The organism is Micromonospora sp. (genome assembly GCF_048594385.1).
Taxonomy (GTDB): Bacteria; Actinomycetota; Actinomycetes; order Mycobacteriales; family Micromonosporaceae; genus Micromonospora; species Micromonospora wenchangensis.
The window spans coordinates 1-20,055 of sequence record NZ_JBMDWU010000136.1 but is presented as its reverse complement, the minus strand read 5'-3'; the positions used below and the strand labels follow the sequence as shown (position 1 = coordinate 20,055).

At 73.9% G+C, this 20,055-nt stretch carries 19 protein-coding genes; 13 read left to right on the top strand and 6 right to left on the bottom strand.

The window, feature by feature from the left end; translation table 11 throughout:
* Nucleotides 1-5 precede the first annotated feature (5 nt).
* From ACOJTC_RS06680 to ACOJTC_RS06665, 4 genes are all read right to left on the bottom strand, one after another.
* Entirely contained in the window at nt 6-1,256 is a 1,251-nt protein-coding gene (locus ACOJTC_RS06680) for a PP2C family protein-serine/threonine phosphatase (protein ID WP_420116178.1), read from the bottom strand.
* Between the two features lie 137 nt (nt 1,257-1,393).
* Nucleotides 1,394-1,945 carry a hypothetical protein gene (locus tag ACOJTC_RS06675; protein WP_420116177.1) on the bottom strand — a complete coding sequence of 184 codons (552 nt, stop codon included), beginning with the start codon at nt 1,943-1,945 and terminating at the stop codon, nt 1,394-1,396.
* Between the two features lie 31 nt (nt 1,946-1,976).
* Nucleotides 1,977-2,753: a SigB/SigF/SigG family RNA polymerase sigma factor gene (locus tag ACOJTC_RS06670; RefSeq protein ID WP_420116176.1), complete on the bottom strand. Its 777-nt coding sequence runs from the start codon at nt 2,751-2,753 to the stop codon at nt 1,977-1,979.
* Nucleotides 2,754-2,963: 210 nt separating this feature from the next.
* Nucleotides 2,964-3,527, bottom strand: a complete 564-nt coding sequence (locus tag ACOJTC_RS06665) for a hypothetical protein (protein WP_420116175.1) — start codon at nt 3,525-3,527, stop codon at nt 2,964-2,966.
* A gap of 89 nt (nt 3,528-3,616) precedes the next feature.
* On the opposite strand from ACOJTC_RS06665, the gene ACOJTC_RS06660 reads away from it, so the two are divergent.
* From ACOJTC_RS06660 to ACOJTC_RS06620, 9 genes are all read left to right on the top strand, one after another.
* Nucleotides 3,617-4,864 (top strand): hypothetical protein, encoded by a 1,248-nt coding sequence (locus ACOJTC_RS06660; protein ID WP_420116174.1) that lies wholly within the window; start codon nt 3,617-3,619, stop codon nt 4,862-4,864.
* Nucleotides 4,865-4,890: 26 nt separating this feature from the next.
* Nucleotides 4,891-5,547, top strand: a complete 657-nt coding sequence (locus ACOJTC_RS06655) for an ABC transporter ATP-binding protein (protein WP_088643779.1) — start codon at nt 4,891-4,893, stop codon at nt 5,545-5,547.
* Entirely contained in the window at nt 5,544-6,803 is a 1,260-nt protein-coding gene (locus tag ACOJTC_RS06650; protein ID WP_420116173.1) for an ABC transporter permease, read from the top strand. The genes ACOJTC_RS06655 and ACOJTC_RS06650 overlap by 4 nt, the downstream gene beginning before the upstream one ends.
* 625 nt (nt 6,804-7,428) lie before the next feature.
* Nucleotides 7,429-8,748 carry a cellulose binding domain-containing protein gene (locus ACOJTC_RS06645; protein ID WP_357933976.1) on the top strand — a complete coding sequence of 440 codons (1,320 nt, stop codon included), beginning with the start codon at nt 7,429-7,431 and terminating at the stop codon, nt 8,746-8,748.
* Nucleotides 8,749-8,963: 215 nt separating this feature from the next.
* Complete coding sequence (locus ACOJTC_RS06640; RefSeq protein WP_420116172.1) at nt 8,964-10,595, top strand: ABC transporter substrate-binding protein; 1,632 nt, start codon at nt 8,964-8,966, stop codon at nt 10,593-10,595.
* Nucleotides 10,592-11,605 carry an ABC transporter permease gene (locus ACOJTC_RS06635; protein WP_307826219.1) on the top strand — a complete coding sequence of 338 codons (1,014 nt, stop codon included), beginning with the start codon at nt 10,592-10,594 and terminating at the stop codon, nt 11,603-11,605. The genes ACOJTC_RS06640 and ACOJTC_RS06635 overlap by 4 nt, the downstream gene beginning before the upstream one ends.
* A complete protein-coding gene (locus ACOJTC_RS06630; protein ID WP_420116171.1) occupies nt 11,598-12,497 on the top strand; it encodes an ABC transporter permease in 900 nt (299 codons plus the stop codon). Before ACOJTC_RS06635 ends, ACOJTC_RS06630 begins: the two co-directional genes overlap by 8 nt.
* Nucleotides 12,494-13,501 (top strand): ABC transporter ATP-binding protein, encoded by a 1,008-nt coding sequence (locus tag ACOJTC_RS06625; protein WP_420116170.1) that lies wholly within the window; start codon nt 12,494-12,496, stop codon nt 13,499-13,501. The genes ACOJTC_RS06630 and ACOJTC_RS06625 overlap by 4 nt, the downstream gene beginning before the upstream one ends.
* On the top strand, nt 13,498-14,250 hold the full coding sequence (locus ACOJTC_RS06620) for an ABC transporter ATP-binding protein (RefSeq protein WP_420116169.1): 753 nt from the start codon (nt 13,498-13,500) through the stop codon (nt 14,248-14,250). The genes ACOJTC_RS06625 and ACOJTC_RS06620 overlap by 4 nt, the downstream gene beginning before the upstream one ends.
* Here the strand turns inward: ACOJTC_RS06620 and ACOJTC_RS06615 are convergent.
* Both ACOJTC_RS06615 and ACOJTC_RS06610 read right to left on the bottom strand, forming a co-directional pair.
* Nucleotides 14,219-14,884, bottom strand: a complete 666-nt coding sequence (locus ACOJTC_RS06615) for a response regulator (protein WP_420116168.1) — start codon at nt 14,882-14,884, stop codon at nt 14,219-14,221. The genes ACOJTC_RS06620 and ACOJTC_RS06615 overlap by 32 nt on opposite strands.
* Complete coding sequence (locus ACOJTC_RS06610) at nt 14,872-16,161, bottom strand: sensor histidine kinase (protein WP_420116167.1); 1,290 nt, start codon at nt 16,159-16,161, stop codon at nt 14,872-14,874. Before ACOJTC_RS06610 ends, ACOJTC_RS06615 begins: the two co-directional genes overlap by 13 nt.
* A gap of 192 nt (nt 16,162-16,353) precedes the next feature.
* Here ACOJTC_RS06610 and ACOJTC_RS06605 point away from each other — a divergent pair, with 192 nt between their 5' ends.
* The 4 genes from ACOJTC_RS06605 to ACOJTC_RS06590 all read left to right on the top strand — a co-directional run bounded on the left by ACOJTC_RS06605 (nt 16,354) and on the right by ACOJTC_RS06590 (nt 20,026).
* On the top strand, nt 16,354-16,887 hold the full coding sequence (locus tag ACOJTC_RS06605; protein WP_357933955.1) for a SigE family RNA polymerase sigma factor: 534 nt from the start codon (nt 16,354-16,356) through the stop codon (nt 16,885-16,887).
* Complete coding sequence (locus tag ACOJTC_RS06600) at nt 16,874-18,115, top strand: hypothetical protein (RefSeq protein WP_420116166.1); 1,242 nt, start codon at nt 16,874-16,876, stop codon at nt 18,113-18,115. The genes ACOJTC_RS06605 and ACOJTC_RS06600 overlap by 14 nt, the downstream gene beginning before the upstream one ends.
* Nucleotides 18,116-18,215: 100 nt before the next feature.
* Nucleotides 18,216-18,446, top strand: a complete 231-nt coding sequence (locus ACOJTC_RS06595; RefSeq protein ID WP_420116165.1) for a hypothetical protein — start codon at nt 18,216-18,218, stop codon at nt 18,444-18,446.
* A gap of 233 nt (nt 18,447-18,679) precedes the next feature.
* A complete protein-coding gene (locus ACOJTC_RS06590; RefSeq protein WP_420116164.1) occupies nt 18,680-20,026 on the top strand; it encodes a glycoside hydrolase family 6 protein in 1,347 nt (448 codons plus the stop codon).
* The last annotated feature ends 29 nt before the right edge of the window (nt 20,027-20,055 follow it).

The following is a 20,055-nucleotide window of genomic DNA, read 5'->3' as shown; positions in this document are numbered from 1 at the left end:
CGTCCTCACCGGGAAGACGGAGCGCTGGCCCGGTCGGTGTCCGCACCGGCGGTGCTGCGGCGCGGTCCGTGGCCGCCGTACCAGTCGATGATCATCAGGGTGGCGTCGTCGGCCAGCTCGGGGCCGGCGGTGGCCAGCACCGCGTCCGACAGTGCCCGGACCGCCTCGCGGGGGTGCAAAGACGCGATGTCGTGCAGGGCGGCGGGCAGGTCGAGATCGGCGGCGTTGCGTTCGCGCATCCCGTCGGTCACCACGACCAGCCGGTCACCGGGCCGCAGGACGACCTCCCCGCTGCGGAACCCCGCCTCGGGGAACATGCCCAGCGGAAAGTTGCCGGGCAGCTCCAGCACCGTGGTCCGGCCGTCGCGGACCAGCATCGGCGGGACGTGCCCGGCGTTGAGCAGCTCGCAGCGCCCGGTGGACAACTCGATGCGGCCCAGCACCGCCGTCACGTACGCGCCACGGACGTTGGCGTGTGCGGCGATGGCGCGGTTGGCCTCGTCGGCCTGACCGGTGAGGCCCATCCCCCGGCGGCGGGTGTTGCGCAGGCTGCCCACCCCCAGGGTGGCGGTCAGCGCGCTGGCGACCCCGTGCCCCATCGCGTCGGTGACGCTGACGTGCAGCACGTCCCGGGCCACGCTGTAGTCGAAGGTGTCCCCGCCGACGCTGGCGGCCGGTTCCAACCAGCCGGACAGGGCGAACGCCCCGGCCTCGCAGGTGAACGAGGCGGGCAGCAGCCGACGCTGGATCTCGGCGGAGAGGGTGAACGGGGTGCTGCGCTGCCCCCACTCGAACAGGTCGGTGTGCCGCCGGTTGGCGATCACCACGAACGCCAGCGCGTGCGCCGTACGGGCGACCCGGTCGATCACCTCGGTGTCCGGCTCGTCGGGCAGGTCGATCTCCAGTAGACCGATGACCTCGCCGCGTTCGGTGACCGGGGCGAGCAGCGTCCACCGGCCGTCGCCGACTAGCACCCGGGGGACCTGGTGGCGGACCGCCTGCTCGTAGGGGCCGCCGTCGAAGGGCAGCACCTCGGCGAGTTCCTCGCCCTGGAGGCGACCCGGCCCGGCGACACCCGGCTGATGGGTCAGCCGGACCAGGGCCCGGCCGCTGAGGTCGGCGATCAGCAGGGAGACGCCGAGTGCGTTCAACGCCGTGGCGATCGCCCCGGTGACCGCCTCGACCGCCTCGACCGGCGCGGCGTCCTCGGCCGACTGCAGCATCTCGGCCAGCACGATCTGCTCGCTGTCCTCCACGCGTCGAGCATATGCACTCCCGGTGCCGGCCGCCTCACGAGCGACCGGCCCGGCGACCGGGCGGTGGCGGTCCCGCCCCGGTCCGCCGTACGGGCGGTGGCCCCACCGACGTGGCCGGACCACGCCACCCGGTCCGGTCAGCGGCGGGCCAGCGCGGACTCCAGCCGACTGATCAGCGTCCTACGGCCCTTGCCCCGGCGTTCGGCCCGCAGGGCGGCCCGCAGCTGGGCGGTGTCGAGATCGCGGACGTGCTTCGTCGCCTCGGCCACGGTCAGTTCGGTCAGCGAAGCACCCGAGGTGACGTTGCGGCGTGCGCGTCTGGCCGGGCCGGTGTTGGCCACGTACTGCCGGCCGGAGGCCGACGCCCGGCGCTTGCGCGCGTCGGTGGCCCGTTGCTGCTGCGGGGAGAGCTGCTTCCACGCCTTGTCGGGCAGGTACCTGTCGGTCTCACCGTCGTGCCGGGCCCGGGTGGTGCCCTGCCTGGTCCGCCACTTCTGGTCGCCCCAGCGGCGCAGGGACTGCTGCCGCTCGTCCCTCGGGCCCTGGTAGCCGCCGCCGCGCTGCTGGTACTCGCGGGTCAGCAGTTGCGACTTGCGCGCCGACCACTGCCCCGGTCGTCCGCCCCGGTCGCCGGCCCGGATCTCCTCCTTGAGCTGCTCGCGCAGCTCGGGTTTCGTGTAGCGCGCCATGGCGCGGATTACCCGTGGTCGCCCGCCGTACTCACCCGGCGGCGAGCCGGCCGCGCAGGGTGGCCAGCGCCCGGGTGATCAGCCGGGAGACGTGCATCTGGGAGATGCCGACCCGGTCGGCGATCTCCGACTGGGTCAGGTTGCCGTGGAACCGCAGGGTCAGGATCAGGCGTTCGCGTTCCGGCAGGGCGGCGAGGGCGGGGCCGAGGGCGACGTGGATCTCGACGAGTTCGAGGTCGTGGTCCTCGGCGCCGAGGGTGTCGGCGAGTTTCATGCCGCCGTCGGTGCCGATGGGGGTGGACAGCGAGGTCGCCCGGTAGGCGCGGGCCCCCTCCAGACCCTCCAGGATGGTCTCCTCGGACAGGTCGAGGTAGCCGGCGATGTCGGCGACGGTCGGCGAGCGCCCCAACGTGTGGGCGAGGGTGCCGTTCGCCTCGCTGATCGCCAGGCGCAGCTCCTGGAGCCGGCGGGGAACCCGCACCGACCAGGTGCGGTCCCGGAAGTACCGCTTGATCTCACCGATGACGGTGGGGATGGCGTACCCGGTGAAGGCGACGCCCCGGGCCGGGTCGAAGTGGTCGACCGCCTTGATCAGCCCGACCGCCGCGGTCTGGGTGAGGTCGTCGTCCTGGACGCCGCGTCCGGTGTAGCGGCGGGCCAGGTGCCGGGCGAGCGGCAGCCACGCCTCGATGGCCCGGGCCCGCAGCGCCGGGCGACGCGGATCGTCGGCCGGTAGGGCGGCCATCGTGGCCACCAGGTCGTCGGCGGTGCTGGTCGGGTCGAGGGTCGGTTCGGAGGTGCTGAGCATGCTGGACCTTCCGCAGGTGCCCGCTGATCGGAGGCGACACATCGACTGACGCCGGAGCACGCGGACGGGCTGCGCGCTGTCGCAGGGTCACGATCACGGGCACGGTCACCGCGTCATGTAGTCCATTTGTTGGACCGACGCTACCCGAACGGGCTGTCGATTACCAGCCGAACGGTGGATATCCTGCTGGTAGGCCGCCCGACGCCCCGGTCACCTACTGAACGCCTCCAGCCGGCACGCCGTCATCTTGGGCGACTGGAAGTCACCGTTCGGGCCGACCTCGGTGATCCCGAACTCGCCGTCCTCGTCCGGCGTGGTCAACCGGTAACCGGCCTTCTTGGCGCACTGGTACCACTCGCGCTGGTTGTCGCGGAACGCCGCGTTGTCCGTACGCTTCTGACGCTCCTCGAAGAACTCCGGCTCCGTCGACCGGCACGCCGCCCGGACCCGCTTCGCCTTCGGGTCGTTCTGGCTCTCCTTCCAGATCACGCTGCGGCCGTCCTCGTAGCCGGGGCCGCCCTCCTTCGCCACACACCGTCCCCAGGCCGCCCGCAGGGCCTCGATCTCGTCGTTGGTGGCGTCGAGGGGGATCAGCGGACGCCGGTCCTCGACGTCGGCGCGACCGGTGGCGCCTGTGGTGGGGCTCTGCACCGAGGCCACCCGTGAGCCGTCGACCCGGTCGTCGGTCGGGGCGGCGGAACAACCGGCGAGCAGGCAACCGACCACCAGTGCCGGTACGGCGAAGCGGACCATGGTGAGGAACGTGTGCGACATGCTGCCCACGGTCGGGGCGTGATGTCAGGAACCCGTGTGGATTCGGCGGACCTGACAGGTTTCTGAAGAACCGTCGCCATGCTCGCGGTGTGTCAACAGAACAGTCACCAGCGCAGAGCCCACCGCGCCGTACCGGTCGACGCGTCGTCGTCCCGGCCGTGCTGACCCTGGTGGTGGCGGTCGTCGCCAGTGGGATCGTCTGGTCCGTCCACCGTGCTCCGGCCACGGCCGGCGGGAACCCGCCGGTCCCGGTGCAGACCACCACCGTCGTACGGACCGACCTCGCCACCACCGTGTCGCTGACCGGCACCCTCGGGTACGGGCGGGCGGAACCGGTGAAGGGCGGCCGCAGCGGGACGGTCACCTGGCTGCCGCCGGCCGGCGCGACGGTCACCCGGGGCAAGCAGCTCTACCGGATCGACGACCGGCCGGTGCCGCTGTTCTACGGCGGCCTGCCGCTCTACCGCGACCTGGCCGAACCCGGCACGGTCGGCCGCGACGTGCGGGTCGTCGCCACCAACCTCAAGGCGTTGGGGTACGAGATCGGCTACCAGCCCGTACCGGGGGAGAAGGTCTCCCGACCGGTGAAGCCCGCCACCTCCGCCCCGCCCACCGGTCAGCAGGCGGCACCGGAGCAGGACAGGGGCACCTCCGGGCAGGGCGCGGCGGCACCCACGCCGACGGCCGCCGCCCCGGCCCGGGTCGTCGTCCGCAAGGGCGAGGGGGTGCTGACCGGCTCGCTGATGCGGGCCATCAAACGCTGGCAGCAGGACACCGAACTGCCGGTGACCGGCCGGATCGCCGTCGGCGACGTGGCGGTGCTGCCCGGCGCGGTCCGGGTCGACGCCGTCACCGCGCTGCGCGGGGACCCCGCCGAGACGCCGCTGTTGACCGTCACCCCGACCGCGAAGGTGATCACCGTCCAGGCCGAGGCGGCCGAGGCCGGCACCATCCAGCGGGGCGACCGGGTGACGGTGACGCTGCCGGGCGACAAGACCGTCGACGGCACCGTCTCGGCGGTCGCCACCGCCGTCACCCAGGATGACAACGCCGGCCCGACCGCCACGCCGAAGCGGGCCGTCACGGTGACCGTGGACGACGACCTGAAAGGGATCGACGCCGCCGACGTGCAGGTCGACCTGGCCGGCGAGACCCGGGAGGGTGTCCTCGCCGTACCGGTCGGCGCGCTGGTGGCGCTCAGCGAGGGCGGCTACGCGCTGCAACTGGCCGACGGTGGACGGTTCGTCGCCGTCACCACCGGCATGTTCGCCAAGGGCATGGTCGAGGTCTCCGGCGACGGGATCACCGAGGACCTCGCGGTGGTGACCGCCTCGTGACCGTGCTGGCCGTACGTGACGCCGCCATGCGCTACCCGGGTGGGGTCACCGCCCTCGCCGGCGTCTCGCTCGACATCACCGAGGGCGAGATGCTGGCCATCGTCGGCCCGTCCGGCTCCGGCAAGTCGACGCTGCTGCATATCATGGGCACGCTGGACCGGCCGACCTCCGGCACGGTGCACCTCGGTGGCCTCGACGTCGCCGGGCTCTCCGACCGGCAGCTGTCCGCGCTGCGCGGGCGCTGGCTGGGCTTCGTCTTCCAACAGTTCCACCTCACCGCCGGGCTCACCGCCGCCGAGAACGTCGCCACCGGCCTGCTCTACGCCGGGGTGCCCCGCCGGGACCGCCGGCCGCTGGCCCTCGCCGCGCTGGACCGGGTCGGCCTGGCGCACCGCGTCACCCACCTGCCGCACCAGCTCTCCGGCGGGGAACGGCAGCGGGTGGCGATCGCCCGCGCCCTGGTCCATCAGCCCGCGCTGCTGCTCGCCGACGAACCCACCGGCGCGCTGGACACCCGTACCGGCCAGGCCGTCCTGGAGCTGCTGTACCGGCTGCACGCCGAGGGCACCACCATCGCCGTGATCACCCACGACCGGGACATCGCCGCCCGCCTGCCCCGCCGGGTGGAGCTGCGCGACGGCCACCTGGTCGCCGACTCCGGCCGGGTGGTGACGCCCCGATGAGCACACCCACCACCGGGGGTACGCCGCACCGGGCGCATCCGGGTACGGCCCGCGAGGCCGCCAGGCCGGTCCGGCTGGCCGTGACCGACCTGCTCGGGCTGGGGCTGCTCGGCATCCGTACCCGGCGCACCCGGGCCGCGCTGTCGGCGCTCGGTATCGCCATCGGGATCGCCACGATGATCGTGGTGACCGGCATTCCGGCCTCCAGCCAGGCCCAGCTGATGCGGGAACTGTCCGCGCTCGGCACGAACATGCTGGAGGTGCGGGCGCTGCCCGACCAGGACCCACCGGCGCTGCTGCCGAAGGAGTCGACCGCCATGGTCCGGCGGGTGGGCCCGGTGACCAGCGTCAGCGCGGTCGCCAACACCCACCGGCTGGTCCGCCGCTCCGACCGTACCGACCCCGTCGACGGCTCCGGCCTGACGGTGCTGGCCAGCCAGCTCGACCTGCTCCCGATCATCAACGCCCGGGTCCAGCACGGAAGCTGGCTCACCCCGGCGACGGCGCGCTTCCCCACCGTGGTGCTCGGCGCGGTCGCGGCGGCCCGGCTGGGCGTACGCGACGTGCCCGCCGGGGGCGGGCCCGGCCAGCAGGTGATGATCGGCGACCGGTGGTTCACCGTGGTCGGTATCCTGGCCGCCGTCCCGCTGCTGCCGGACATCGACCGGTCGGTGCTGGTCGGCTGGCCGGCCGCGCAGTCCGAGCTGGGTTTCGACGGGCATCCCACGGTGCTCTACGTCCGGTCGTTGGAGCCGGCGGTGGAGCAGGTCCGGGCGGTGCTGCCCGAGACGGTCAACCCGCAGAGCCCGGCCGACGTGCTGGTCAGCCGCCCCTCCGACGCGCTGGCCGCGAAGCGCGCCACCGAGAACGCCTTCTCGTCGCTGTTTCTGGCCCTGGCCGCGGTGGCGCTGCTGGTGGGTGGGATCGGGGTGGCCAACACGATGGTCATCTCGGTGCTGGAACGGCGGGCCGAGATCGGTCTGCGACGCGCGCTCGGTGCCCACCGTGGGCAGATCCGTGGCCAGTTCCTCACCGAGTCGGTGGCCCTGGCGTCGCTGGGCGGGGTCGTCGGGACGCTGCTCGGGCTGGCCGTCACCGCCGGCTACGCCGCGTACCACCAGTGGCCGGTGGTGATCCCGCTCGCCTCGACGCTGGCCGGGCTGGGCGGTGCGGCGGTGGTGGGGGTGGTGGCCGGCGTCTACCCGTCGATGCGGGCCGCCGCCCTGCCGCCGACCGAGGCGCTCGCCAGCATCTGAGCCGGGCCGGCGGCGGGTCCGGTGCGGCGGGGTCCGGCCACCGGTCCGGATCCGCCGCCCGGTCGGGCGTCCCTCCCGACCCGGCGGGTGTCGCAGCGGACAGCCGGGTCGCCCGCGCCCGGCTGTCCACTGCCGTTAACGGTCACATCCGTCGACCGGCCGGCTCCAGAAAGTTACGAGCCGGTGCCTCCGATAGTTTCGGCAACGGCTGCCGGTCCCGGGAACGGTCGGCCCGTCCCGGCGCAGGTCAGCCCCCGTGTTCGCCGGGTCGGTCGAGGATGTGCCCGCAGTCGACGTTGCCCGTCCGGTTGAGCATGTTATCGATAACCTGCTATCTTTCGGCCGGGAGCGAAGGGCACGCTTCCCGTCGTCGGAGTCCGTTGGCAGCGGCACACGAGGGCATCCCCTCGCGCCGCCCTGCCGGTCGACGACCAGATCCGGGCCGCTCCACCGAGCCGTCGTGCCGTCCGCGCCGAACGGGCGCGTCCGCCCACCCGAGTCGCCCCGCCCGGGCGAGGAGACGGGGTGCGGGTGTCCACCGCATCCTGCCGTCCCCGCCGGCCATCGCCGGGTCGACTCCGCGTATCACCACCGGGACACCAGACCCATGGCAAGGAGCCAAGCAATGGTCAGACACAGACACCTACTCCCGACCATCGCCGCCGCGGCCGTCCTGCTCGCGGCGACCGTCGGCGGCGCGTTGAACGGCGGCCTCTCCGCGACGGCGGAGGCGGCCACGAACGGCACCCTCGCGGCGACGGCGGGCTGCGGCAAGGCCCCCACGTTGAGCAACGGGACGCGCACGATCACCAGCAGCGGGCAGAACCGCAGCTACATCCTGCGGATTCCGGACGGCTACGACCGCAACCGCCAGTACCGGCTGGTCGTCGGCTTCCACTGGTTGAACGGCTCGGCGCAGAACGTCTCCTCGGCCGGCTACTACGGCCTGCTGCCGCTGTCCAACAACAGCACGATCTTCGTCGCCCCGCAGGGCATCGACGCCGGCTGGGCCAACACCAACGGCCGGGACCTGACCCTCTTCGACGACATCCTCCGGCAGGTCGAGAACGACCTGTGCGTCGACACCACCCAGCGGTTCGTGCTGGGCTGGAGCTACGGCGGCGCGATGAGCTACGCGGTGGCCTGCGCCCGGCCCACCGTCGTCCGCGCGGTCGCCGTGCTGTCCGGCGCCCAGCTCAGTGGCTGCAGCGGCGGCACCCAGCCGGTGCCGTACTTCGGCATCCACGGCACCCACGACAGCGTGCTGAACATCTCGATGGGCCGGTCGCTGCGCGACACGTTCGTCCGGAACAACGGGTGCACCGCGCAGAGCCCGCGCGAGCCGGGTCTCAACACCTTCACCCACATCACCACCGTCTACTCGGGCTGCCGTTCCGGCTTCCCGGTGCAGTGGGCCGCGTTCGACGGTGACCACACCCCCAGCCCGGTCGACGGGTCGGGAACCCCCAACGACTCGCGGACCTGGACCTCGGGCGAGATCTGGCGCTTCTTCAGCCAGTTCCAGTCCACCACGCCGCCGACCACGCCGCCGCCGACCACCGCTCCGCCGACGACCCCGCCGCCCACCACCGCCCCGCCGACCACGCCTCCGCCCACCACCCCGCCGCCCACCAGCGGGCCCGGCGGCTGCACCGCCACCTACAAGGCGGTCAACAGCTGGCCCGGCGGTTTCCAGGGTGAGGTCACCGTGGCCAACACCAGCTCCGGTGCGATCACCGGCTGGGCCGTGGGCCTGAGCCTGGGCAGCGGCCAGGCGATCAGCAGCGTCTGGAACGGCGTCAACACCGGCACCACCGGCAACGTCACCGTCCGCAACGCCGCCTACAACGGCGCGCTCGCGCCCAACGGCTCGACCACCTTCGGGTTCACCGCCACCGGCAACGGCACCCCGCCGCCCGGCAACATCACCTGCGCCATCTCCTGATCACGGACGCCCTCAGGGCCCGGAGCCACCCGGCTCCGGGCCCGCCGTCCGTTCCGGGCCGGTCGGTGTGGCGGCCGTGCCGCGCGGCGGGTCTTATTGCCAAAGACTGGCAATTACGCGATAGTGGCAGCAGTGGCGGGTACCCGGGCCTGCGATGATCCCACCTGGCCCGAGTGCCCGCCGCTGCGTCGATCCACGACCCGAGGGAGCTGCCGGTGGGGCCCGAGCGCACGGACGGAATCTCCCCGGAGCACGTCACGTCCCGGTCCGTACGCCTGCCGGCGTTGCTCGGCATCGTCCTGGCCGTCGTCGCCGGCTGCGCGTCCCCGACGCCGTCGTCGACCGGCCGCACCGCAGGCGGCCCGGTCGTGGTGGCCACGGCGGGTGAGCCCGACACCCTCAACCCGGTGCTCAACTACGGCCCCGACGGCGCGTCGCTGATCTTCGACGGGCTGGTCGCCAGGGACGCCCGCAACCAGCTCGTGCCGGCCCTGGCGCGGGAACTGCCGACGGTGTCGGCGGACGGCCGGACGGTCACCGCGACCCTGCGTGAGGGGGTGCTGTTCCACGACGGCAGCCCGCTCACCGCCGGGGACGTCGTCTTCACCTACCAGGCGGTGCTGGACCCGAAGGTCGACTCGACGCTGCGGTCGGACCTCGACATGCTCGCCTCCGTCACCGCCCCCGACCCGTCCACCGTGGTCTTCACCCTCAAACACCCCTACGCGCCGTTCCGGCAACGGTTGGCGCTGGGCATCGTGCCGGCGAAGGCGTTCGAGGGGCAGGACGTCAACAAGGCGGAGTTCAACCGCAGGCCGATCGGCACCGGCCCGTACCGGATGACGTCGTGGACGCCGGGGGACCGGCTGGTGCTGGCGGCGAACGAGCGGTACTGGGGCGGCAAACCGGCGAACCCGGGCGTGGTGGTGGCGTTCGTCGCCGACGACAACGTCCGCGCGCAGCGGATGCGGGCCGGCGAGTTCGACGCGGCCGAGCTGCCGCCGAAGCTGGCGACCGGATTCGACGGCCAGGCCGGTCAGCAGGTGCGTAAGGTCCCCACCGCCGACTACCGGGGCGTGATGCTGCCCATGGGCAACCCCGTCCTGGGCGACCTGGCGGTCCGCCGGGCGTTGCACGCGGCGGTGGACCGGCAGGCCATGGTGACCGGGGTGCTCGGCGGGGCGGGGGAGCCGGCGTTCGGCCCGGTGCCGCCCACCTCCGAGTTCGCCGAGCCGTCGGTCACCGGGCGGCCCGCCGCTGACCGGCCCGCCGCCGCCGCGATCCTCGACGCCGCCGGCTGGACCCCCGGCAGGGACGGCATCCGCGCCAGGGACGGGCGGCAGGCCGCGTTCACGCTGATGTACCCGGCCACCGACAGCCTGCGCAAGGAACTGGCCCTGGCGTTCACCGCCGACGCCAGGAAGATCGGTGTCGCGGTCACCCCGCAGGGTCTCACCTGGGACGCGATCACCCCCCGGATGAGGACCGACGCGCTGGTCATGGGGTACGGCACCCCGTACGACCCGGATTTCGTCTCGTTCAAGCTGTTCGGTTCCGCCTTCGCCGGGCAGGGCTTCTTCAACCCCGGCTCCTACCGGTCCGCCACCGTCGACGCCGCCCTGCAGGCCGGCCGGGACACCGCCGACCCGGCCGCCCGACGGGCCGCGTACGCCACCTTCCAGAAGCAGCTCGCCGCCGACGTGCCGTGGGTGTTCCTCACCTACCTGCAACACACCTACGTGGTGCGCGACACCGTGACCGGGGTGACGCCCCGGGTCGAGCCGCACGAGCACGACGTCGCCAACAGCCTCTGGTGGAACGTGCACACCTGGGAGAAGACGTCGTGACGACGCCGGCCCCACCGCCCGTCCGCCGTCGGCGGCTGGCCGGGGCCGGGGTCATGATCCGCCGCCGGCTGCTGGTCGCCGTACCGGTGCTCGCCGCGACCAGCATGGGCATGTTCGCCCTCGGCGCGGCCTCCCCGATCGACCCGGCGCAGCAGTACGCGGGCGCGGCGGCCTTCACCACCACCGAGGAGAACCTCGCGCAGCTCCGCGCGAACTGGGGAGTCGACGACCCGCTGCCGGTGCAGTACGCCCGCTGGGTGGGCAACCTGCTGCGCGGCGACCTCGGCTGGTCCACCAGCCGCCACGAACCCGTCACCTCCGTGCTGGCCGCCCGCGCCGGCTGGACCCTGCTGCTCGTCGGACTGGCCCTCGCCCTCGTCCTGGTGGCCAGCGTGCTGCTGGGCACCCTGGCCGCGTACCGGCGCGGTGGCGTCTTCGACCGCGCCCTGCGGTCCGTCGCGTACGCCGTGCAGTCGATGCCGGTGTTCTGGATCGGGTTGGCCGCGATCGCCGTGTTCGCCCTCACCCTGGGCTGGCTGCCCGCCGGTGGGCTCACCGACATCACCGCGACCGGCACCGACCCGGCCGACGTGGCCCGGCACCTGGTGCTGCCGGTGACCGTGCTGGCGATCTCCCAGGCCCCGTGGTTCGTGCTGTTCGTCCGGGACGCCGTCGCCGAGAGCCTGCGCGACGACCACGTGCTGGCCGCCCGCGCCCGGGGGCTGCCCGGCCGTACCGTCCTGTTCGGCCACGCGCTGCGGACCGCGCTGCTGCCCTTCCTCACCCTGGTCGGCACCCACCTGCCCGAACTCGTCGGCGGCGCGGTGCTGGTGGAGACCGTCTTCTCGCTGCCGGGCCTCGGTGCGGTCACCGTCGAGGCGGCGTTGGGCGCCGACTTCCCGCTGCTGGCCGCCACCACCCTGGCCACCACCGTCGTGGTGCTGGCCGCGAACCTGGCCACCGACCTCGGCTACGCCGCCGCCGACCCCCGGGTACGCCTCGATGACTGACCTCGCCCCACCGCCGGCCGCCCCGCCCGCCCGACGCCTGCCGCCGCGCCGGCCGGCCACCCTGCTGCGGGGCGGTCGGCCCGGCGCGGGAGTGGCCGCCGCCGTGCTCGTCGTCGCGGTCGTCGCCTGCCTGCTCGCGCCCCTGCTGTGGCCGCTGGACCAGAGCGCGGTCGACCTCGCCCGGACCCGGCTCGCGCCCTCGCCCGAGCACCTGGCCGGCACCGACGACCTGGGCCGGGACGTGGCCATGCGCAGCCTCTACGGGCTGCGCGTCTCGCTGCTCGTCGGGGTGGTCGCCGCGCTGGTCGCCACCGTCATCGGTGGTCTCGTCGGCGCGGTCGCCGGCAGTGTCGGCGGGCGCGTCGACCGGGTGCTGATGCGGGTCGTCGACACCGTCGCCGCCCTGCCGCACCTGCTGCTGGGCATCTTCATCGTGGCGATGCTGCGGCCGAGCCTCGGCGCGGTCGTCGCCTCCATCGCGTTGACGCACTGGCTGTCCACCGCCCGGATCGTCCGCTCCGAACTGCTCAGCCTGCGGTCCCGGCCGTTCGTCGACGCCGCGATCTCCGGCGGGGCGGGCCGGGCCCGGGTGCTCACCCGGCACCTGCTGCCGCACGTGCTGCCCCGGCTCGCGTTGGCGACCACGCTGATGGTGCCGCACGCCGTCTGGCACGAGACCGCGCTGTCCTTCCTCGGCCTGGGCCTACCGCCGCACCTCGCCTCCATCGGCAACATGATCAACGACGGCCAGCGTTCCCTGCTCACCGGCGCGTGGTGGGCCAGCATCGTCCCCGGGCTGGCCCTGGTCGCCGTCACCCTCGCCCTGGCCGTGCTCACCGGCCGCTGGCGGGACCGCCTCGACCCCCGCGTACGGGCGGAGTTGCAGCTGTGACCACGAGCGCCCCCGGCACCGTGCCCACCGCCGCCGACCGCCGGCCGGCGCTGCTGACCGTCGACGGGCTGACCGTCCGGTTCCGGCTCCCCGACGCCGTCGTGCACGCCGTCACCGACCTGCGCCTCGACCTGCACCCCGGCGAGCTGCTGGCCGTGGTCGGCGAGTCGGGCTGCGGCAAGTCCGTCCTCGCGCACGCCCTGCTCGGCCTGCTGCCCCGCAACGCCACCGTCACCGGGCACGCCCACCTGCACCCGGCGGACGGCACCCCGGTCGACCTGGTCGCGGCGGGCGAACGGCACCTCGCCCGGCACGTCCGGGGGCGGGTCGTCGGCCTCGTCCCGCAGAGCCCGGCCACCGCCCTCACCCCGGTGCGCACCGGCCGGCGGCTGCTGGAGGAGACCCTGCGCGCCCACGGACACCCCCGCCGCGACGTCGCCGACGCCGCCGGGCGGGCCGCCGCCGACGTCGGCCTGCACCCCGCCGACCTCGACCGTTACCCGCACGAGCTGTCCGGCGGGATGGCCCAGCGGCTGGCCACCGCGCTGGCGCTGGCCCCCGACCCGTCGCTGCTGCTCGCCGACGAACCCACCAGCGGCCTCGACCGGCCGCTGGTGGAGCACACCCTGGACCTGCTGCGCCGCCGCTGCGACGCCGGGTCCGCCGTCCTGCTCATCACCCACGACCTCGCCGCCGCCCGCCGCGTCGCCGACACCGTGGCCGTCATGTACGCCAGCCGCGTCGTCGAACACCGGCCCACCCCGGACCTGTTCGACAGGCCCGCCCACCCCTACACCGCCGGGCTGCTCGACGCCCTGCCCGAGCGGGCGTTCACCCCGGTGCCCGGTCACCCGCCGATGCTCACCGACCTGCCTGCCGGCTGCGCGTTCGCCCCGCGCTGCCCCCGGGCCACCGACACCTGCCGTACCCCGCCGCGCCCGGCGACCGACGGCAGCGGGCAGGTCGCCTGCCACCACCCGCACACCCCCGGAGCACCGGTATGACGACCACTGTCGACGACCCGACCGGCCCCCGGTCGACCGCGCCCGCCGGGCTCGCCGCGCACCAGGTCACCGTCCACTACGGCCGGCAGCGCGTCCTCGACCGCGTCGACCTGCACGTCGCTCCCGGTGAGACGGTCGGCCTGCGCGGCCCCTCCGGCAGCGGCAAGTCAACCCTCGCCCGGGTGCTGGCCTTCCTGCACGCCCCGGACGGCGGCCGGATCACCCTCGACGGCGAACCCGTCGCCGGGGTCCGGCACCGGCTGCCCGCCGCCGTACGGACCCGGGTGGCGATCCTGTTCCAGAGCCCCCGCGCCGCGAGCGACCCCCGGTTGAGCCTGGCCGACCTGATCGCCGAACCGCTGCGCGCCACCGGGACGCCGGCCGGGCAGGTGGCCGCCCGCACGGCCGAGCTGGCCGACCTGGTCGGGCTCACCCCCGACCTGCTCACCCGGCGTCCGCACGCGGTCAGCGACGGGCAGTTGCAACGCGCCTGCCTGGCCCGCGCCCTCGTGCACCGCCCCGACCACCTGCTCTGCGACGAGGCCACCGCCATGCTCGACGCCTCCACCCAGGCCCACGTCGCCGCCGTCGTCACCGACTACCAGCGCCGGCACCGCGCGGGCGTGCTGTTGATCACCCACGATCCGGCGCTGCTGGCCCGCTGGGCGACCCGGGTGGTGGACCTGCCGGGGCCGTCGGTGCCGGGCCCCGCCCCGGCTACCGGGCGGGGCCGGTCCGCAGGTAGGTGAGGACGGCGAGCACCCGGCGGTTGGTGTCGTCGCTGGGCGGCAGGTCGAGCTTGGCCAGGATGTTGCCGACGTGCTTGCCGATCGCCGCCTCGGTGACGTGCAGCCGGGCCGCGATCGCCGCGTTGGAGTGCCCCTCGGCCAGCAGCACCAACACCTCCCGCTCCCGGGCGGACAGGGCGGCGAGCGGGTCGCGGGGGCGGTGCAGCAGGTGCCGCACCACGTCGGGGTCGATGGCCGTGCCGCCGTCGGTGACCCGACGCAGGGTCGCGGCGAATTCGGCGACGTCGGCGACCCGGTCCTTGAGCAGGTAACCGACCCGGCGACGGTCCCCGCTGTCGAGCAGCGCCGCGGCGTACTCGGCCTGCACGTGCTGGCTGAGGACCACCACCGCAAGGTGCGGGCGGGCAGCGCGGGCGGTGACGGCGGCCCGCAGCCCGTCGTCGCGGTGCTGCGGCGGCATCCGGATGTCGGTCACCACCAGGTCCGGTTCGTGCGCGTCGACCGCCTCCAGCAGCTCCGGGGCGGAGCCGACGGCGGCGACCACCGCGAAGTCGAACCGGGTCAGCAGGCCGATCATGCCCTCCCGCAGGAGCACCTCGTCCTCGGCGAGCACGACCCGGGTCACCGGCGACACGGCAGCTCCACCCGCACCAGGGTGGGCCCGCCGGGCGGGCTGGACAGCAGCAACCGGCCGTCGACGGCGGCGACCCGGTCGGCGAGCCCGGTCAGTCCGCTGCCCCGGGCCGGGTCGGCGTCGCCGCACCCGTCGTCCTCGATCTCGACGACGAGACCGCCGGCGGACCGGGTCAGTCGCACCTCGGCCCAGCCCGCGTGGGCATGCCGGGCCACGTTGCCCAGGGACTCGGACACCACGAAGTAGGCGGTGGTCTCGACCACCTCCGGCAGCGGCTGCCCGAGGTCGGCGTGGACGTCGACCGGGATGGTGGCCGCCCCGGCCAGTTCCCGGACGGCGCCGGCCAGGCCGAGTTCGGTGAGGTGCTGCGGGCGGATGCCCTGCACGATCTGCCGGAGCGTGACCATCAGCCCCTTGGCCTGCTCGTGCGCGACGGCCAACGGTCGGGCGGCGGGGGAGTCGTCGGGTACGTCCAGCCGGGCCAGGCCGAGCTGGAGGGTGAGGCTGGTCAGCCGGGGCTGCGCGCCGTCGTGCACGTCCCGCTCGATGCGGCGACGTTCGGCCTCGTACGCGTCGACCAGCCGGGCCCGGGAGCGGGTGACCTCCCGCAGCGCCGTGGTGTCGGCGGACCCGTCGAGCAGCCAACGGGCCGCCGTCGCCTGGCCGGCGGCGAGCAGGACGGCCAGGTACACCAGCGCCGGGACACACAGCACGCCCACGGCCGCGTACGGGATCGCCTGGCGGGGGGTGTCGATCGTGGTCCAGACCACGATGACCGGGTCGTTGCCGCTGGCCAGCCAGGGGCTGACGATCAACGTCCCGTCGAGCAGCACGAGCATGAACAGCAGCCAGTACGCCAGCGGCACGAGCCCGCCCAGCAGGAAGGTGTGGCCGACCTCCCGCCAGGCCGCGGCGCTGGTGTAGCGGGCCACCAGACCCGTGAACCGGGGTCGGTGCAGCGGTCGCGGGTCGACCAGGCGCAGCCGCCACCGCTCGACCGCGGCCACCGCGATGCTGACGACCGGGGCCGACGCGAGCACCAGCAGGGCGACGACGGTGAGGAACACGACGATGGGCAGCTCGACCGGGCGGTCCTGCCGCACCGTGTTGAGGACGGCCACCAGGGGCGCACCGACGACGAGCAGCCCGATCGACAGGGGACCGGAGACCGGCAGGGTGGTGGCGAGGTAGGCCAGCGCCCGCCACGGCCACGGGGAGAGCAGGTGGTCGCGTCGGCGCAGCGCCGCCGCCAGGTGCAGGGGTACGTCCGGGGTCATGGTCGAACCCTGTCAGGGCGACGCCGCCCGGCCCAGCCCACTGGTCGTAGCGTTGCGGGTATGCCTGGCCCTACCCGGCTGGGACGTCAACGGACGTCGTTGCGCAGCGTGATCCGGCAACTACTTGACCGGGCCGTGCAACTCCCCGGGCCGGTGGTCCCGTTCTACCTCCGGCACAAGGAGGCAGTCGACGTGAGAGCCGAAGACGAACAGGCGTTCCGCGAGTTCGTGACGTCCCAGATGGCGTCGCTGCGCAAGCTGGCGTACATGACCTGCGGTGACTGGCACGCGGCTGAGGACGCCGTGGCCAACGCCCTGGTCAAGCTCTATCCCCGCTGGCGGAAGCTGGAGCGGCCCGATCTCTACGTCAAGACCATGGTCTACCGGGCGGCGGTCGACGAGACCCGGCGGCCGTGGCGGCGGGAGCGGTCGTCCGGTGACGCCTTGCCGGACGTCGCGCTGCGGGACCCGGCCGACGCGACCGACGAGCGGATGCGCCTGCGGGCCGCGCTCGACGCCGTACCGGCCCGGCAGCGGGCCGCCGTCGTGCTCCGGCACTACCTGGGCCTGAGCCTGGAGGACACGGCCGGCGTCCTCGACTGCACCGTGGGCACCGCCAAGAGCCAGGTCTCCCGGGGCCTGGCGAAGCTGCGCGAGTCGCTCGCCGCCGAACGCATCAATCTCACCGGGAATTCGATCGAGGAGTGGACCAGTGCAGTTGCATGAATTCGTGGACGCGGTGACCGGTCAGGAGCCACCGATGACCCGTACCGCCGACGACATCGTCGCGGCGGGCCGGCGGGCGCAGCGGCGTCGCCGGGCCGGGTTCGCCTCGGCGGGCGCGGCCGGCCTGGTCGTGGTCGCGGTCGCCGGCGCCTTCGCGCTGCCGACCCTGGGTGCCGGGCGGGACACCACCGCCGCGCCGCCCCCGGCGGGTGCGGCGGCCGCCGGCCCGGCCGAGGCCCGCTGGTCAGACGCCCCGCCGTTCACCTTCACCTTCACGGGGTACGACGCGGGCCCGCTGCACGTGCAGGACCCGATCGTCGCGTCGGTCGGTTACCAGATCGCCTCGGTCTACTCCGACGGCCACATCTCAAACGACAAGCCGGTCACGGCCGACGAGATCGAGGCGGGCGGCGACGCCATCGAGCGCAAGAAGCGGGCCACCGGGGGCAAGCCCAGCCTGTGGGCGTACCTGACCGTCTACCGGCCGGGCGTCTTCGACCCGGCCGGGGTCAAGAACGGCCGGAAGGTCACCGTGGCCGGGCACAAGGCCGTGCAGGCGACCCTGCCGGTCGGCCTCGACCCGAGCAAGCCGGTCGACGAGGGCAACAAGCTGCTCGCCTGGGAGTACGCGCCCGACGCCTGGGCGGCGGTCACGTCGATCTCCAGTTCCGTGTCCTCGCCCAGCTTCCAGGACCTCGGCGGCCTGGTCGGCGGTCTGAAGCCCAGCCGGCCGAAGCCGGCCCCGGTGCCGTTCACCGTCGGCTACGTGCCGGCCGGCTACCGCCCGTTGCAGTCGGGCACGCACGCCATGCCCGGCCTCAGCGGCATCGCCGCGGCCCGCGCCGGTGACTTCGGCGGCGCGACGTACACCCGGCCGGCCGCGCCCACCTCGGGGCTGACCGCGCCGTACGACGCCACCGAGAACGGCATCAAGGACGGCTTCCACATCTTCGTCACGCCGGCCGGCAGCTCGAACCAGTCCGCGGAGCCGGGGGTGACGAAGTGCTACCCCGGCTCGGACCGGACGGTCCCGGGCGACGACGCCGCAGGCGGCGGCTTCTGCAACATCTGGAACGCCGACGGCACGGTCGTGCTCCAGGTCAGCGGGATGGGCCTGGGCAACAAGCTGCCGGTGGCCGAGCTGAAGAAGATCGCCCAGGGGATCAGGGTCGCCGACGTCAGGGACGAGTCGACCTGGACCCCGGCCGCGCAGGCCCTGCGGCCGTAACGGAACCGTCCACTCCGGCGGATCGGCACGCGGCAGGGGTCGGGGCCGACCGCCCCGGCGACAGCGGCACCGCGCACGACGGCGGTGCCGCTGTCGCCGTGTGTGTGGGTGGCGTCGCCCCGATCCAGCGGGTCGCGTCGCCGACCCCGCCGCCCCGGCCCGGTACTGGGCGTTGCGCGGCAGCCTGGTGGACATCTCCACCGCCGGTGCCCGCGAGCACATCGACGAGTCGTCCCGCGGATATCTCGGTCGCCCCTATCCCGGCTTCGGCGGTGGTGGACAGCAGCGGGTTCTGCTCACCGTGAAGGTCGACCGGGTGCACACACCGTGACCCGCTGACCGCCACCGCCTCCCGTTCCCGCCGCCGGACCACCGCACCGGCGGTACGCTGCCGCCCCGCCCTTGCATCCGGTGAAGTTGGTCGATGCCTTAATGAGCGGGCCGGATGTCTTGGCAGCGGCGCGCACCTCGGCTACCGTCGTGGGAACGCTCCCATGTAGAAACATCTATGTGATCAGGAGGCAACACGTCGTGGCTACCCTCTCCTCGCTCCGCCGTAGATCGGTGGCGGCCTTCAGTGTGGCGGCCGTCGCGGGCGTCACCGCCGCCGGCGTCTGCCTCGCCGGTGGCACCGCCTCCGCCGGGACGATATCCGGACCGCTCTACCGCGACCCGACCACTGCCGTCGTCCGCTGGGTCGCCGCCAACCCCGGCGACTCGCGCGTCGGCGTCATCCGCGACAAGATCGCCAGCCAGCCGCAGGCCCGGTGGTTCGCCAACTTCAACCCGTCGACCGCGCAGTCCGAGGCCGCGTCGTTCGTCGGCGCCGCCAACTCCGCGCGGCAGATCCCGGTGCTCTCCATCTACGAGATCACCAACCGGGACTGCGGCGGGGCCAGCGCCGGGGGTGCGCCCGACCTCAACCAGTACCAGACCTGGGTGTCGAACTTCGCCCGTGGGCTGGGCAACCAGACGGTCATCATCATCCTGGAGACCGACTCGCTCGCCCTGCTGACCTGCCTGAACAGCAACGAGATCAACGCCCGTAACCAGGCGATCTCGACGGCCACCCGGACCCTCAAGGCGGCCAACCCCAACGCCAAGGTCTACCTCGACGGCGGTCACTCCACCTGGAACAGCCCCAGCGAGACGGCCAACCGCCTGCGGGCGGCCGGCGTGCAGTACGCCGACGGCTTCTTCACCAACGTGTCGAACTTCAACCCCACCTCCAGCGAGGCGAACTTCGGCCGGAACGTCATCAACGCCCTCAACGGCATGGGCATCTCGGGCAAGCGCCAGGTCATCGACACCAGCCGCAACGGCGGTGCCAGCGGTGACTGGTGCGGCGACGACAACACCGACCGCCGCATCGGGCAGTACCCGACGACCAACACCGGCGACAACAACATCGACGCGTACCTCTGGGTGAAGCCGCCGGGTGAGGCCGACGGCTGCCGCTACACCGCCGGCTCGTTCCAGCCGGACCTGGCCTTCAGCCTGGCCAACGGCGCACCCAACCCGCCCGTGACGACCCCGCCGCCCACCCCGCCGCCCACCACGGCTCCGCCGACGACCCCGCCGCCCACCACGGCGCCCCCCACCACGCCGCCGCCGGCCGGCAACGGCTGCACCGCGTCGGTGGTGGTCAACCAGTGGAACGGTGGCTTCACGGCGAGCGTGACGGTCACCGCCGGCGCCACCGCCCTCAACGGCTGGAACGTCAGCATCAACCTGCCCGGCGGCGCCAGCGTCACCAGCACCTGGAGCGCACAGTCCAGCGGCACCAGCGGAACCGTCCGGTTCACCAACGTGAGCTACAACGGGCAGGTCGGTGCCGGGCAGTCGACCAACTTCGGCTTCCAGGGCAACGGCACCGGCCCCGGTGCGACCGCCACCTGCGCGGCCAGCTGATCCCCTCCGACGGCGACGGGCCCCCGCGG

Coding starts and splice junctions, on each gene's coding strand:
- ACOJTC_RS06610 (WP_420116167.1), bottom strand. CDS start 16,161: ATGACCCCGGACGTACCCCTGCACCTGGCGGCGGCGCTGCGCCGACGC.
- ACOJTC_RS06675 (WP_420116177.1), bottom strand. CDS start 1,945: ATGGCGCGCTACACGAAACCCGAGCTGCGCGAGCAGCTCAAGGAGGAG.
- ACOJTC_RS06655 (WP_088643779.1), top strand. CDS start 4,891: ATGCGCTACCCGGGTGGGGTCACCGCCCTCGCCGGCGTCTCGCTCGAC.
- ACOJTC_RS06620 (WP_420116169.1), top strand. CDS start 13,498: ATGACGACCACTGTCGACGACCCGACCGGCCCCCGGTCGACCGCGCCC.
- ACOJTC_RS06665 (WP_420116175.1), bottom strand. CDS start 3,527: ATGTCGCACACGTTCCTCACCATGGTCCGCTTCGCCGTACCGGCACTG.
- ACOJTC_RS06630 (WP_420116171.1), top strand. CDS start 11,598: ATGACTGACCTCGCCCCACCGCCGGCCGCCCCGCCCGCCCGACGCCTG.
- ACOJTC_RS06670 (WP_420116176.1), bottom strand. CDS start 2,753: ATGCTCAGCACCTCCGAACCGACCCTCGACCCGACCAGCACCGCCGAC.
- ACOJTC_RS06650 (WP_420116173.1), top strand. CDS start 5,544: ATGAGCACACCCACCACCGGGGGTACGCCGCACCGGGCGCATCCGGGT.
- ACOJTC_RS06645 (WP_357933976.1), top strand. CDS start 7,429: ATGGTCAGACACAGACACCTACTCCCGACCATCGCCGCCGCGGCCGTC.